Source organism: Thiobacter subterraneus (genome assembly GCF_055379455.1).
Genome location: NZ_AP042402.1, coordinates 53359 through 67500, shown reverse-complemented (window position 1 = coordinate 67500; position 14142 = coordinate 53359). Strand labels below are relative to the sequence as shown.

Genomic DNA, 14142 nt, shown 5'->3' with positions numbered 1-14142 from the left:
CGACGGACGACGAGGACGTCAAGGAAGGCGACGAGGTCGCCCTGGTCGATGGCGAGAGCGGCGAGATCATGGGCACCATGAAGGTGACCGACAAGTACACCATCGACAAGGCCCACGAGTGCATGATGGTCTACAAGACCACGGACCTGGAGCACCCCGGGGTCAAGATGGTGATGGCCCAGGGCAAATACAACCTCGCCGGTCCGGTCAAGGTGCTTTCGGACGGCGGCTTCAAGGCCCGCTACGGTGAGCAGTTCCTGACGCCCGCCGAGACCCGCGCCAAGTTCCAGGAACTCGGCTGGACGCGCATCGCCGCCTTCCAGACACGCAACCCCATGCACCGCTCCCACGAGTATCTGGCCAAGATCGCCGTGGAAACGATGGACGGCGTGCTGATCCATTCCCTGCTGGGCAAACTCAAACCCGGCGACATCCCGGCGGAAGTACGCACGGAAGCAATCAAGGTCCTGATCGACAACTATTTCGTGCCCAACACCGTGATCCAGGCCGGCTATCCCCTGGACATGCGCTATGCCGGCCCGCGCGAAGCGCTGTTGCATGCCCTGTTCCGTCAGAACTACGGTTGCTCCCACCTGATCGTCGGTCGTGACCATGCCGGCGTGGGCGACTACTACGGGCCGTTTGACGCGCAAAAAATCTTCGACGAGATCCCGCCCGGCTCGTTGGAAACCCAGCCACTCAAAATCGACTGGACGTTCTGGTGCAACAAGTGCGGCGGCATGGCCTCCATGCGCACCTGCCCCCATTCCAAGGACGATCGTATCCTGCTGTCCGGGACCAAGGTGCGGGCCATGCTTTCGGAGGGCAAGGATCTGCCGGTCGAGTTCTCCCGTCCCGAAGTGGCGCAGGTGCTCAAGCGCTACTACGCCAGCCTGAGCGCCGAGGAAAACGTCAAGGTCGAGCTCAAGGGGCACTCTGCCAAGTAGTTTCAAGGGTCTGGCCGGCACTCGCAACAACCGGCCTTTTTCAACTGTGTCGCATCAACTGGAGGAACAAAATGCCAACCTATGTTCGCACCGACAAATGTGATGGGTGCAAGGGTCAGGACAAGACCGCTTGCATGTACATCTGCCCGCACGACTTGATGAAGCTCGACAAGGATGGCTCCGAGACCGGCCATGCCATGAAGGCCTTCAACCAGGAACCGGAGCAGTGCTGGGAGTGCTACTCCTGCGTGAAGATCTGCCCGCAGCAGGCGATCGAGGTGCGTCACTACGCGGATATCGTTCCTCTCGGCGGTTCCGTGCAGCCCCTGCGTGGTACCGACTCCATCATGTGGACCATCAAGTTCCGCAACGGCACCCTGAAGCGCTTCAAGTTCCCCATCCGCACCACGCCGGAAGGCTCGATCGATCCCTACGGCGGCAAGCCTCTGCCGAAGCTGGCCGACATCACGAAGCCCGGCTTCTTCGTTTCGGTGGGTGGGTTCCGTGCGGGCAACCCGTCTGAACTGATTCGCAAGCAGTAAGTAAATGGTTTGACATCAACTTGCGGGAGGGAGCGGGCCGCGCGCCACGCTGAACCGCAGCAAGGAGACTGAACAATGGCTGGTGAATTTGGCAATCCCGAAGTCGTACAGGAGGAAGTGGACATCCTCCTGATTGGTGGCGGCATGGCCTGCTGCGGCGCCGCCTATGAAGTCGTGCGCTGGGCGGAAGCCGCCAAGGCGGAACTGGGCATTGACCTCAAGATCAAGCTGGTGGACAAGGCGGCGCTGGACCGTTCCGGTGCGGTGGCCCAGGGTCTGTCCGCGATCAACACCTACATCGGCCCGGAGCAGGATCCGGCCGACTACGCGCGCATGGTGTCCAACGACCTGATGGGCATCACCCGCGACGATCTGGCCTACGACCTGGGCCGCCATGTGGACGAGTCGGTGCACCTGTTCGAAGAGTGGGGCCTGCCCATCTGGAAGCTGGACGAGAATGGCGAGCGCCACGACGGCTCCAAGGGTCTGCCCGCCCTCAAGGATGGCGGCAAGCCGGTGCGCTCCGGCAAGTGGCAGATCATGATCAACGGCGAATCCTACAAGTGGATCGTGGCAGAGGCCGCCAAGAAGGCCTTGGGCATGGACCGCATCCAGGAGCGCGTGTTCATCGTCAAGCTGGTCAACGACAAGAATGACAAGAACCGCATCGCCGGCGCGGTGGGTTTCTCCGTGCGCGAGCACAAGGTCTACGTGTACAAGGCCAAGGCGATCCTGCTGGCCGCAGGTGGCTGCGTGAACATCTTCCGCCCGCGCTCGGTGGGTGAAGGTACCGGCCGTGCCTGGTACCCGGTGTGGAATGCCGGTTCCACCTATGCCATGGCCGCGGAAGCCGGCGCCGAGCTCACCATGATGGAAAACCGCTTCGTGCCCGCCCGCTTCAAGGACGGCTACGGCCCGGTGGGTGCCTGGTTCCTGCTGTTCAAGGCCAAGGCCGTGAACGCCCTGGGCGAGGTCTACATGGAGAAGAACAAGGATCTCCTGAACGATTACCCGCCCTATGGCCAGGCCGCCGTGCCCGCTTCCTGCCTGCGCAACCACCTCATGCTCAAGGAGATGAAGGAAGGCCGTGGCCCCATCTACATGGACACGGTGACCGCGCTGGCGAAGCTCAAGGAAACCCTGTCGCCGCGTGAGGTGAAACACCTGGAGGCGGAAGCCTGGGAAGACTTCCTCGACATGTGCGTCGGCCAGTGCGGCATCTGGGTGGGCGAGAACATCGAGCCGGACAAGAAGAACTCCGAGCTCATGCCCACCGAGCCCTACCTGCTCGGCTCCCACTCCGGCTGCTGCGGGATCTGGGTGTCGGGCCCCGAGGATGTCGGCGCGCCGACCACCGAGGATCATCCCGAGAAGGACAAGATCCCGGCGCACCTGCCGCAGGGCTGGCACTGGGGTTATCGCTCCATGACCACGGTCAAGGGTCTGTTCACCGCAGGCGACGGTGTGGGGGCCTCCGGCCACAAGTTCTCCTCCGGTTCCCACGCGGAAGGCCGCATCGCCGCCAAGGCCATGGTGAAGTACTGCATCGACCACAAGGATCTCAAGCCGGAGCTCGACACCCCGGTTGAGCAGCTGGTGGAGGAGATCTACAAGCCGGTGCGCAACTTCCTGCAGTACAAGGACTACACCACCGCCATCGACGTGAACCCGCACTACATCACGCCGAAGATGCTCCAGTTCCGTCTGCAGAAGATCATGGACGAGTATGTGGCGGGTGTGGCCACCTACTACACCACCAACGAGCACATGCTCAAGGTGGCGGAAGAGAAGCTGGAGATGCTGAAGGAAGACGCGGAAAAGATGCGTGCCAAGGACCTGCACGAGCTGCTGCGTGCCTGGGAGAACTACCACCGCATCCTGACCGCGGAAGCCCACATGAAGCATATCCAGTTCCGTGAGGAAACCCGTTACCCGGGCTTCTACTACCGCGCCGACAAGAACTTCATCGACGAGAAGAACTGGAAGTGCTTCGTCAACTCGGTCTATGACAAGAACACCAAGAAGTGGACGGTGTTCAAGCGTCAGCACTACGATCTGGTTGACAAGTCCAAGCTGTTCAAGACCGCAGCCCACTAAGCGGTCGGCAGACAGCCGGGCATCGGAAGCCGGGCGCCGCAAGGCGCCCGGTTTTCTTTCGGCGCGACAAAACACTATTCACGGCATGCTTTTGCCCGTGGCCGAGGCATGTTATGAATGTGTTTTCGGGTCCGTCTGCGTACGGACCCCTCCCTTTGCAGCCCACGAGAGGTAGTGCCATGGAAGATTTCGAAGTCAAGGATTCGCCCTTTCCCCAAAGCCCGGTCGTGCCGCAGCTGCTGCAGCCGGAGACGGTGATCCAGTTCCGCTGCCACAAGGGCATTGCCTGCTTCAATGCCTGCTGCAAGAACATCGACATCTCCCTCACGCCTTATGACATTCTGCGTCTGAAGAAGCGGCTCAACATGACCTCCGGTGAGTTCCTGAAGGCCTATACCTTCCCCTATGAAATGGAGAAGGACGGCATCGCCGGCGTCAAACTCAAGCCGGTGGAGGGCGGCACGGCCTGCCGCTTCATGACCGAGGAAGGCTGCAGCGTGTACGAGGACCGGCCCACTGCCTGCCGTTACTATCCCGTGGGCCTGCTCTCCATCCGGCGCCAGGGCGAAAACTTCGACCGCGAGGCCTATGCCATCATCAAGGAGAGCCACTGCCTGGGCCATCAGGAGAATCGCCAGCTCACCATCGCGGAATACCGCAAGGAACAGGGCCTGGAGGAATACGACGAACTGAGCCGGGGCTGGCGGCAGCTCATCCTGAAGAAGAAATCCGCCGGTCCGACGGTGGGCAAGCCCAGCAAGCGCAGCCTGCAGATGTTCTTCATGACCTGCTACGACCTGGACCAGTTCCGGGAATTTGCCACCTCCGAGCAGTTCAACGATCTCTATGAGGTCGAGCCGGAGACCCGGGAAAAAATCAAGACCGATGACATCGCCCTGATGCAGTTCGGCTATCGCCTGTTGCGCCAGGTCATGTTCAACGAGATGAGCATTCCCATCCGGCCCGACGCCCTGGAAAAACGCCTGGCCCGCAAGCGGGAACGGGAACGGATCCTGGACCAGATCGTGGAGAAGATCGGGCCGCTGGAGACCGTCCCGGTGGAAGAACTGGAAGACAAGTACAAGCACGCCTCGGACTGAACATGAATGCGCGCACGCTGGACACCGAGGCCTATTACATCGAAGCCGAACCCTACTACGAGCCCACCGGCGAAGAAGTCGCGGTCTTCGAAGCGGCCTACCACAACAAGCTGCCGGTCCTCCTCAAAGGTCCGACCGGCTGCGGCAAGACCCGCTTCATGGAGTACATGGCCTGGCGGCTGAAACGGCCGCTGATTACGGTTTCCTGTCACGACGACCTGACCGCCTCGGACCTGGTCGGGCGCTTCCTGGTGAAGGGAGGCGAGACCACCTGGGTGGACGGCCCCCTCACCCGGGCGGTGCGCACGGGAGCCATCTGCTACCTGGACGAAATCGTCGAGGCACGCAAGGACACCATGGTCGTGATCCATCCCCTGGCCGACGACCGGCGTACCCTGCCCATGGAAAAGCTTGGCCTATTGGTGGAAGCCGATGACCGCTTCTGCCTTGCCGTCTCCTACAACCCCGGCTACCAGAGCGTGCTCAAGGACCTCAAGCAGAGCACGCGCCAGCGCTTCGTCGCGCTGGAGTTCAACTATCCGGCGCCGGAGCTGGAACGCAAGATCGTGGCGACGGAGTCCGGCGTGGATGCCGCCACCGCGGAAAAGCTGGTCAAGTTCGCGCACATGACCCGCAACCTGAAGGGCAGCGGGCTCGAAGAAGGGGCGAGTACACGCCTGCTGGTCCATGCCGGCAAGCTGATCGCCGCGGGCATCGCCCCAATCACCGCCTGCCGCACGGCAATCGCCGAGGCGATCACCGACGATGCCGAAATGCTCGCCGCGGTGCAGGAGCTTTCCTCCTCCATCTTCTGATCATCCACCCGGGGACACGGAGGCACGGCGCCCAAACCCATGCTCGCAGCCCCCCACTGATAGTTTGAGCGTTTTCCTGCCACGGTGCTGAACCCCATGTCCCGCCAGGCCAGCCTCACCCTGGAAGACATCCTGCCCTCCCTGGAGAAATGGCTGGATGTGGAGTTCACCTTCTACCGGGTGGAAGATCTGGCGGCTGACATCGCCCGGCGCCCCCGCGCGGAACAGGTGTTCCTGCTGGACTGGATCCGGCGCATCGCCACCACCAACATCGAGATTGCCTACCAGTTCGCGCGGCGCGCCCCCGCGCTGCTGGCACGCATGGATTGGCGCATGATCGAGGCCTGGGCCCTGCACGCCATGGACACCTACGACAAGAGTGGGCTGCGTGCCGCCCTGCTGGTGATCGAGGGCGTCGACAGTTTCGCCGCCCAGCGTCATGCCCGCGTGGCGGGCGCCCTGTTCGAGGACATCGGTGGCGTTCTGCTCAATTTCCTGCGGGGTCTGTCAGGCCGCAAGCTGAACCTGGCCCAGGGCGACGCCGCGTACACGGACAGCGAGACCATTTTTCTGCCCAACGTCATCGCAGAGATGGAGACGGCGGAGGACAATTTCCGGCTTGCCAAGGCCATGGTGACGCTGCTCTGGGCCCAGACCCGCTTTGGCAGCTTTCGCAGCGATCTGGTGGCAGCCCTTGCCGCCTATCCCGATCCGGAACAGGCCCTCAGGGTGTTTACCACGCTGGAAACCCTCCGGCTGGAGGCGCGCATCCGGCGTGAGCTGCCCGGCCTCTACCGGGACATGCAGCGTCTCCGGACATTGGCAAACCAGGACACCCTCGCACCGGCATGGCAGACCTTCACGCAAATGCTTGCCGATGACCAGGCGACGGTGGAAGACAGCCTGCGCCTGCTGCCCGAGGCCCTGCGGCAGCCAAACCCGCCCCGCTTCTGTTACGCAGGCGAGATCCGCCCGGAGGCCGTGGCGAAATGCCTGGCGGCACGCATCGAACGGGAGAAGGCGCTGCTGCGCGTCAAGCTCGCCGAGCTGGCCGAGGAACATGGCCACCCGCCTCCTGCCGCGGATGCCCCCGGCAAGCCACGCCCGCGCTTCGAGCTTCGCCAGAAAGAGGACGCGGTCTCGGGCACGGTGGAAATGGAACTCACCCTCGATGGTGTGCCCCTGCCTCCCCCGGAGGACGTGAGGGCCCTGCTCACCTCGATCCAGCTCGATCTCGGCAGCATCCCGGATGAATACCTCACGCCGGCAGGCCCCGGCGAGTACGATCCCGGTCTTTACCAGGAGCAGAAGCCGGATCCCAATGACGTGTGGCAGGGGCCCTACCACGAGATCGGCGCCACTCTTTACGACGAATGGGATTTCGGCCGGCAGCACTACCGCAGGAACTGGTGTGTGATGCGGGAAAAGGAAGTCACGCCGGTGTACGACGACTTCGTGCGCGACACGCTGGCGCGCTACAGCGGCGTGGTGAAACATCTGCGCCGCAGCTTCGAGGCCATGCGCGACGAGAACCGGCTCTACAAGCGCCAGCCCTATGGCGACGAGGTGGATATCGACGCCCTGGTGGAAGCCCTGGCCGATGCCCGCGACGGCCGGGAAATGTCGGACCGGCTGTTCACCCGCATGCACCGCGCGGAACGCAACATCGCCGTCATGTTCATGGTGGACATGAGCGGGTCCACCCGCGGCTGGATCAACGATGCCGAACGCGAAGCCCTGATCCTGCTGTGTGAGGCACTGGAAACCCTGGGGGACCGTTACGGCATCTACGGCTTCTCGGGACAGACGCGCAAGCGGTGCGAACTCTACCGCATCAAGGAAATCGACGAGCCCTACAGTGACCTGGTCAAGGCACGCATCAGCGGCATCCGGCCCCAGGACTACACGCGCATGGGTTTCGCCATCCGCCACCTTACCCGTCTGCTGAGCCGCGTCGAGGCCCGCACCAAGCTGCTGATCACCCTCTCGGACGGCAAGCCCGACGACTACTTCGACGTCTATCGTGGCCAGTACGGCATCGAGGACACGCGCCAGGCCTTGATCGAGGCCAAGCGCGCCGGCATCCATTCCTTCTGCATCACCATCGACCAGGAAGCACGCGACTACCTGCCTCACATGTACGGCGCCGCGCACTACGCCATCATTGACGATGTGCGCAAGCTGCCCCTCAAGGTGGCGGACATCTACCGGCGCCTGACGACCTGACCTGACCCGTCCCGCCGTCGGGCAAATCGTCGGCGGTTAACGGGGCGACGCCCGGGTGGACGCCTCACCCAAAATAACATGGAATACCGATGAATCGATCGACACCAGGCGTCCGAGCTTTTTGTCCACCGCAACGGACACCCGATCGCCATGACGCGCCAAGCGCCGGAGCAGGCGGTCGAGATCACGGAGCTGGCTGCCCTGCAATGCTTCGATGCGCAGCGTCACGATAGTGGAGGTGTGCTTCAGCAGCTGCTCGATCTGGCGCCCGGCGCGACGGAAGAACCGCCCATCCAGCCATCCCTGCAGCGACACGGTGAGATTGGGCGCAGCGTCCTTCCACTCCCAGGCCAGGGCCAGCCGTCCCTCCCGCAGATAGCGCCCGAGTCTGGCCCGGGCGCGACGCAGCCAGCGCTCCACCATGGCCGGCGTCGTCATTTCTCCTGCCACGAAATGACGCTCCACATAGTCACGCATCGCCAAGCCCGCGATCCAGTCCACGATCACCAGCGGCCATTTGCTGGGCGCAAACCACGGAACGCTGCGCAGAAATTGATACAACCGCGGCACGCCGCCGGCAAGTATGCCTTTGCCCAGCAGTCTGCCGACGATGCCAAGTTGTTGCAGGAAGGTGTATTCGCCCTGATAGACCGGCGAACTCATATAACGCATCTTGTTGCAGATGCGGGTGGCAATCGCCTCATCCGCGACAAGGCGCCGGTACAGAGTCTTGTATGCGCGGACCATGGCGTCGTAGTCCATGCGCTTGGGCAGGAAATTGGTGCCAAGTTTGGTGTTGTCCGTGCCGTCGGCACCGGGGATGAGTCGGCCCTCCCTTTCCAGGCGCTGATACAGTGGCGTCTTCGGCAGCGCGCTGAGCAGCCCCACCATGGCCACCTGGATGCCGGCCTCGGTGATGAATTCATACTGCCGGTCGAAGCTGTCCAGGGTATCGCTGTCGAAGCCGATGATGAAACCGGCAAGCACATCGATGCCGTAAGCATAGATACGGCGGATGGAGGTGAGCATGTCCTCCTGCAGGTTCTGGGTCTTGCGGGTTTCCTTCAGACTTTGCGGGTCCGGCGATTCCAGCCCAATGAACACCCAGGAAAACTTCGCGTCGCGGAACAGCTGCAGCAGCTCGGAATCCTGGGCCAGATTCAGAGAAGCCTCGGTGCCGAAGCGAAATTCATAGTGGTAGCGCCGCTGGTACTCGATCAGATAGCGCAACAGACTCTTCGCCAGGGCCTTGTTGCCGATCAGGTTGTCGTCCACGAAAAACACATTGCGCACCTCGCGCCGCCGCAGCTCGTCCAGTTCGCGTCCCACCTGCTCCAGGCTTTTGCAGCGCGGCTTGCGCCCGAACATGACGATGATGTCGCAGAACTCGCAGCGGTAGGGACAACCGCGGGAGAACTGCAGGGTGACGGTCGAGTATTTGTCGAGTTTGAGCAGGTCGAAACGCGGCGTCGGCGTGTGCGCCATGTCCACATTTCCGGTCTCGCGGTAGAGCGGCCGCGCGGCGCCCGCGTCCCAGTCACGGCAAAATTCCGGCCAGACGTACTCGGCCTCGCCGGCAACGACGCAGTCCGCCAGGTCCGCGTAGCGTTCCGGGCAGAGTGAGGCGTAGCTGCCGCCCGCCACCACCGGATAGCCCTGGCCGCGATAGAAGCGCAGCAGCTCGCTCTGTCGCGCGAACTGCACGCCCATGCCGCACACACCGATCAGGTCGGCTTCGGGCGCGAGCGGCAACGGCTCCACGTTCTCATCCACGATCTCCACCTCCCAGTGGGGTGGGCACAAGGCGGCCAGCGTGGCGAGCCCGAGCGGCGGATTGATCGCCCGTTTGCCTGGCAGAATGCGATCCACCGCCCACTTGAAGCTCCAGAAGCTTTCCGGGTATTTCGGATTGATCAACAACAGGCGCATGGGAATGCCCTTCCTCACCTGGCGGCCGGCTCCCGTCGGAACACTTCCAGCACCGGCCACTCCAGTGCATCCAGCGTGTTCTTCACGAAGAGGCCCAGCTCAGTATCCCCTTCCATGACGAGCCGCCGGCTGAAAAACAGTGTGTCCGGGTCCACCCGACGCAGCCCGAGAAGCAGGAAATCGCGGGCCGCCGCTTTGATGTTCAAGTCCGGCCGCGGCGCGCGACGGCGCGCCACGAAGGCGCTCGGCGTCACGCTGAAATGAAACTCGATGCCGATGTCGATCACGCTGATACATACGTGCTTGCCGTGCAGCGGCTGCAAATCCCGCGGTCGGACATGGTCCGCCAACACCAGGTTGAGCAGGGTGGTGAATGCGACCCCATGGGGGTATTGTGGCAGCGCTGCCAGCAGCCTGGCGAGCGGCGCGGGAAAGGCCGGCGGCCGAAATTTCATTTCGATCCCTCCTGGTTTTCGACACTCTGGCAGTCACGAGACACTCGTGCCTGACCGGGGAGGTTTCGCCCATGCCGGCGCAGCAGTTCCCCGTCGAGGGCCCGGTTAGCGGCGAGCATTTGGATGCCGCTGTCGAACCGGGCGACGGCAGGCCGGCGCGCCATCATGACCGTGCCGCTCCAACCCGGGCCATCCCTGCCGTGCCATGCCAGAAGCCATCGCAGCCGTTGCCGGGCATCAAACGTGCCGCCTCCCCCGCCGCCACCACCGGCTCCAATGTCCCTTCCAGACAACGTCGAAACAGGTCGATGATCTGTTCCGTGTGATGAGCCTGGGGACTGATACGCACCACATCGACGCCGACCGCGCGCATGTCAGGCAACTCCGCGAGCAGATTGCACACGTCTGCGGACTGGGTCTGGATGCCATTCAGCACGAGGAAAGGTTGTCCCTCGCGGGTACGCAGAGTCAGCCCATCCGGATGATCGAGGCAACGGAACTGGCAATCATCCTTGGGCAGGTTGTAATGCCGCGCCGTGAAACAGCGGGCGGAAAACGCCAGTGGCATGCGCCCATAGGCAAATACCTCGATTTCCACCTGGGCCGCACGTCGCGCCTGGATGGCTGCCAGCGTCGCCCGGGACATCTCCAGCGGGGCCACCCAGCGCCGCGCCCCCAGCCGCGCCAGATAATCCAGGGTAGGCGAATTGTAGACATTGATGTGAGGCCCGATGATGAAGGGACCTGCTCCGTTGAGCAGACGGATGGCCCCCATGTCGTTGGCCTCGACCAGAAAGTGACCGTTGGCCACCAGCTTGCGCAGGGTCTTCAGGTCCGATTCCGATTCCAGCAGCGCCTGGGTCGATAGCACCACCTCCTTGCCTGCGTGGGCCAGCTCCCCGGCCAAATCGAGCCAATCGCCCACGCGCAGCATGTGACGCCGTGAGCACACGACTTCGCCCAAATAGACAATATCGACCGCTGCCCGGGCGATGCGCCGGTAAAAATCGAAAACCTTGTCCCGCTCCCAGTAATAAAGTATGGGGCCCAATGCCAGTTTCATGGGTTTCATTTCCAAGGCCGGTGATAAGCTCCCAGCGTGTGCTGCCGACCTTCTGCGACGTTGGCCAAGGCCGCCGACCACGCCGGCGCGACACTGAAATCCCGGGGCGCACGGGAACAGATGTCGATAGCCTGACGCCACACGCGCGTGACCTGTTCCACGTACGCCGGGCTCCGCTGACGGCCTTCGATTTTCACTGCCCGGATGCCGATGCGCAGCATCTCGGGCAGCAGTTCCATGGCGTTCAGGCTGGCGGGTTCCTCGATTGCATAGTAGGTTTCGCCGCCCACCTCGAAGCGCCCCTTGCACAGGGTGGGATAGCCGGCGTGCTCGCCCTCGCCGTAGCGGTCCACCAGCACGCCGTTCAGCCGTGACTCCAACCCCATGGCGGTCTGCTGCCAGCGCACCGCCTTGGCCGGTGAACACACGCCGCGGGTGTTGGGTGACTCTCCTGTGACGTAGGAAGACAGTATGCAGCGGCCCTCCACCATGACGCACAGCCCGCCGAAGCCGAACAGCTCGATCTCAACGGGTGTGTGCTTCACCACGTGTTCCACCTGCGCCATCGACAACACGCGCGGCAAAACCGCGCGCCGGATGCCGAAATGCTCGTGGTAGAAATTGATCGCCTCATAGTTGGTGGCGGAAGCCTGTACCGAGAGATGCAGGCGTAGCCCAGGGTGATTACGGGCCGCATAGTCCAGCAGACCGACATCGGCGAGAATGACTGCGTCGAATCCAAGTTCCGCTGCGACATCCACGGCTTGCTGCCAGCGCGCCCAGCCATGGGACTGGGGAAAGCTGTTGATCGCGGCAAACACCTTCACGCCCCTTTGGTGCGCATAGCTCAAGCCCTCCCGCGCACTGTCGGCATCGAAGTTCAGACCGGGGAAGTTGCGCGCATTTGTTTCATCGCGAAAGCCCAGATAAATACAATCCGCGCCGCCGTCCACGGCCTTCTTGAGAGCCGGCAGGCTGCCCGCCGGGCATACCAGTTCCAACCTGCGTTCAATGCCATCCATGGACAGACTCCCTGCTCCCCGTCGCGCGGGCCCCCTGGAAGGTTCCCCGCCGACTCAGTTCACGTGCAATGGCGTTGAGTACCGGCCACTTCTGGCCACACCAGTCGGGCGCGAGCAGGATGTCCGGGCCGGCCACGCCCGTGAGCCGGTGAAAGATGACTGACGACGGCGTGCGCTCAATAAGGTCGCAGGCGCATCGGACATAATCCCCCAGCCCCATGGGCTGGTACTCCCCGCGGCGCCATTCATGGGCCAGCCGGGTCCCTCGCACCACGTGCAGGGGATGCAGCTTGAGACCGTCCACACCAAGATCCAGCACGACATCGAGTGTCGCCTGAAAGTGCGTTTCGCCCTCCCCGGGCAGGCCGAGGATCAAATGCGTACAGACGGGAATCCCCGCCGCGCGGGCGGTGGTGACAGTGGCCTGGTACTCGGCAAGGCCGTGGCCGCGGTTGACTCGCGCCAGCGTGGCATCGAATGCGGACTGCAGGCCAAGCTCCAGCCAGACCTCCCAGCCGGCGGCACGATAACCCGCAAGCAGGGCGATCACTTCCGGTGACACACAGTCCGGCCGGGTCCCGACGGAAATACCCACCACGTCGGAATGCCGCAGGGCGCGCCGGTACAGGGCATCCAGTTCCTCCACGTCGCCATAGGTATTGGTGTAGGCCTGGAAATAGGCAATGAATTTCCGGGCCCCTGTCACCGATGCCACGGCCTGCCGGCCCCGTTCCAGCTGGGCCTCCAGGTCGGCGATCCGTTGCCGCCCATTGGGACTGAACGAAGCATTGTTGCAAAAGGTACAGCCACCACGCCCCTTGCTGCCGTCGCGATTGGGGCAGGTGAAACCGGCATCCAGGGCGATCTTGTGCACCGGCTCGCCAAAGCGCCGAAGCAGGTATTGGCCGAAGGTGTGCACCCGTTCATGCAAGGCCGTGCCGATTGCCGGTCCCATGTCCAATGGCCCCCGTCCCCGGTCACAGTTTACCGTGTTTGCGATCCTCATATCTTGTTTTACGCCCGAGCCGGCAGATATCCAGCCAAACCTCGCTACGCCGGGCGAAAGCCGAAATGGCGGAAACGGCCGGCCAGGGTGTCCAGTACTTCTGTCCAAGCCTGGTAGTCCACCGGTTGCCCTGTCAGCTGGGAATCCCGCACCCCGGTTGGCCGGAACGCCTGCACGAAATAACGGGATACTCCCATTGCGGCCAATTGTTCTCCCAACTCCAGGAGGGCCGCGGGATGCATGAGAGCGGGATGGATGGTGGTACGCAACTCATGGGCAACACCGCTCGCGAGCAGCAATTCCACACTGGCGCGCGCCCGCTTCCCGCTATCCGCCACACCCGTAATGCGCTCATAGTCCGCGAACCCGGCCTTCACGTCCAGGCCGACCCAATCCAGCCATGGCACAAGTCGGGCCAGGCGACCCGGATAAATCCCCGCCGTATGCAGCCCCACGCGAAAGCCGAGGGCGCGCACCTCGCGCACCGCAGCCGGCAGACCGGACTGAAGCAGCGGCTCGCCGCCGCTGAAGACGACCGCGTCCAGCAGGCCCCGGCGTGTTTCGAGAAAGGCGCAGACGTCCTCCCATGTCAGCGGCGGCGCACCGTTCACCGGCAACAGGTGAGGGTTGTGACAATACCGGCAGCGCCAGGGGCAGCCCTGGCAAAACACAACTGCCGCCAGGTGCCCCGGATAGTCACAGGTGGAAAAGCGGACCAGGCCGCCGACGGCAAGGGTCATGTCAGAGGCGGCACCCGTTCCTCACGGAAGAACTTGCGTTCCCTATGTTCTCCCTGTTTGCCGATGTTGAACGAGGCCACGGGCCGGTGATAGCCCATGACACGCGTCCAGACCTCGCAGCGTTGGCGTTCCTCCTCACGCAGGATGATTTCGCACTGCTCACCAGGATCTTCATGTCGAGCCATTCGTTTTCCTCCTTA

The 14142-nt window shown here is 63.1% G+C and carries 13 protein-coding genes (1 of these 13 only partly in view); 6 read left to right on the top strand and 7 right to left on the bottom strand.

What is annotated here, in order from left to right; translation table 11 throughout:
• From sat to ACZ42P_RS00310, 6 genes are all read left to right on the top strand, one after another.
• Positions 1-947, top strand: the 3' portion of a protein-coding gene (gene sat / locus ACZ42P_RS00335; RefSeq protein WP_464898132.1) for a sulfate adenylyltransferase. The gene continues 262 nt to the left of window position 1, outside the view; only the last 947 of its 1209 coding nucleotides appear in the window; its start codon lies off the left edge, out of view; it ends in the stop codon at positions 945-947.
• Between the two features lie 71 nt (positions 948-1018).
• Positions 1019-1489, top strand: a complete 471-nt coding sequence (gene aprB / locus ACZ42P_RS00330) for an adenylyl-sulfate reductase subunit beta (protein WP_464898131.1) — start codon at positions 1019-1021, stop codon at positions 1487-1489.
• Between the two features lie 75 nt (positions 1490-1564).
• Positions 1565-3586, top strand: a complete 2022-nt coding sequence (gene aprA / locus ACZ42P_RS00325; protein ID WP_464898130.1) for an adenylyl-sulfate reductase subunit alpha — start codon at positions 1565-1567, stop codon at positions 3584-3586.
• A gap of 179 nt (positions 3587-3765) precedes the next feature.
• Positions 3766-4686: a YkgJ family cysteine cluster protein gene (locus ACZ42P_RS00320; RefSeq protein WP_464898129.1), complete on the top strand. Its 921-nt coding sequence runs from the start codon at positions 3766-3768 to the stop codon at positions 4684-4686.
• A gap of 2 nt (positions 4687-4688) precedes the next feature.
• Positions 4689-5501, top strand: coding sequence for an AAA family ATPase (locus tag ACZ42P_RS00315; RefSeq protein WP_464898128.1), 813 nt, complete (start codon positions 4689-4691; stop codon positions 5499-5501).
• A 96-nt stretch (positions 5502-5597) separates the two neighbouring features.
• Positions 5598-7727 (top strand): nitric oxide reductase activation protein NorD, encoded by a 2130-nt coding sequence (locus ACZ42P_RS00310; RefSeq protein ID WP_464898127.1) that lies wholly within the window; start codon positions 5598-5600, stop codon positions 7725-7727.
• A gap of 36 nt (positions 7728-7763) precedes the next feature.
• On the opposite strand, the gene ACZ42P_RS00305 is transcribed toward ACZ42P_RS00310, so the two are convergent.
• From ACZ42P_RS00305 to nrdD, 7 genes are all read right to left on the bottom strand, one after another.
• Positions 7764-9656, bottom strand: coding sequence for a B12-binding domain-containing radical SAM protein (locus ACZ42P_RS00305; RefSeq protein ID WP_464898126.1), 1893 nt, complete (start codon positions 9654-9656; stop codon positions 7764-7766).
• 14 nt (positions 9657-9670) lie between these two features.
• On the bottom strand, positions 9671-10111 hold the full coding sequence (ubiT, locus tag ACZ42P_RS00300; RefSeq protein WP_464898125.1) for a ubiquinone anaerobic biosynthesis accessory factor UbiT: 441 nt from the start codon (positions 10109-10111) through the stop codon (positions 9671-9673).
• 163 nt (positions 10112-10274) lie between these two features.
• The gene (ubiV, locus tag ACZ42P_RS00295; protein ID WP_464898124.1) at positions 10275-11174 is read right to left on the bottom strand and encodes a ubiquinone anaerobic biosynthesis protein UbiV; all 900 of its coding nucleotides are present in this window, start codon (positions 11172-11174) and stop codon (positions 10275-10277) included.
• Between the two features lie 5 nt (positions 11175-11179).
• Positions 11180-12196, bottom strand: a complete 1017-nt coding sequence (ubiU, locus tag ACZ42P_RS00290; protein ID WP_464898123.1) for a ubiquinone anaerobic biosynthesis protein UbiU — start codon at positions 12194-12196, stop codon at positions 11180-11182.
• Positions 12183-13151, bottom strand: coding sequence for a tRNA modification radical SAM protein MnmL/YtqA (gene mnmL, locus ACZ42P_RS00285; protein ID WP_464898122.1), 969 nt, complete (start codon positions 13149-13151; stop codon positions 12183-12185). Before mnmL ends, ubiU begins: the two co-directional genes overlap by 14 nt.
• Positions 13152-13246: 95 nt before the next feature.
• The gene (locus ACZ42P_RS00280; protein WP_464898121.1) at positions 13247-13942 is read right to left on the bottom strand and encodes an anaerobic ribonucleoside-triphosphate reductase activating protein; all 696 of its coding nucleotides are present in this window, start codon (positions 13940-13942) and stop codon (positions 13247-13249) included.
• The gene (gene nrdD / locus ACZ42P_RS00275) at positions 13939-14127 is read right to left on the bottom strand and encodes an anaerobic ribonucleoside-triphosphate reductase (RefSeq protein ID WP_464898120.1); all 189 of its coding nucleotides are present in this window, start codon (positions 14125-14127) and stop codon (positions 13939-13941) included. Before nrdD ends, ACZ42P_RS00280 begins: the two co-directional genes overlap by 4 nt.
• Positions 14128-14142: the final 15 nt, after the last annotated feature.